This window comes from Mycobacterium sp. 94-17 (genome assembly GCF_035617725.1).
Classification (GTDB): Bacteria; Actinomycetota; Actinomycetes; order Mycobacteriales; family Mycobacteriaceae; genus Mycobacterium.
In genome coordinates, this window is the sequence record NZ_JAPIYN010000075.1 from 1 (window position 1) to 669 (window position 669).

1 protein-coding gene is annotated in these 669 nt (G+C 63.1%); it reads right to left on the bottom strand.

The window, feature by feature from the left end; genetic code table 11:
* Positions 1 to 669, bottom strand: a 669-nt coding sequence (locus OQ789_RS25695; RefSeq protein ID WP_324689224.1) for an AMP-binding protein, incomplete at both ends; no start/stop codon positions are given.

Here is a 669-nt window from a genome sequence, read left to right on the forward strand (position 1 = left end):
CCCCCGAACGGACACGCCACAAACCGCGACGACGTCAACCCCGCCCGACCCACATAACCGACACCCACAGCACAACCCGCCACATACAACTCGCCCACGACGCCCGGCGCCACCGGCCGCAACCAGCCATCGAGCACGAAAAACGCCAGATGCGCCAACGGCACCCCGATCGGACTGACATTGACACCGACATCGCCCGCAACGATCTCCCGAAACGACGCGTGCACCGTCGTCTCCGTCGTGCCATACAAATTGATCAACCGCGGCAGACCCGCATGGTTATCCATCCACGCCCCAAGACGCTGAACATCCAACGCCTCACCGGCAAACAACACCACCTCAAGACCCAACCCACCCGCACCCACCGTCTGCAACGCATCAAACGCAGACGGCGTCTGACTCAACACCCCCACCCGCTCACGAACCAACAAGGCGTGGAACTCTTCCGGCGAACGAGCCACCGACTCCGGCACCACCACCAACCGCCCACCATGCAACAACGCGCCGAAAATCTCACACACCGACACGTCGAACGCCAACGAATGCCACTGCGACCACACCCGGCCCGCCAACGCCAAACCCCCATCCAGCGACAGCAGCAGCTCGACCACATTGCGGTGCGAAATCGCCACCCCCTTCGGCACACCCGTAGTGCCCGAGGTGTAAATC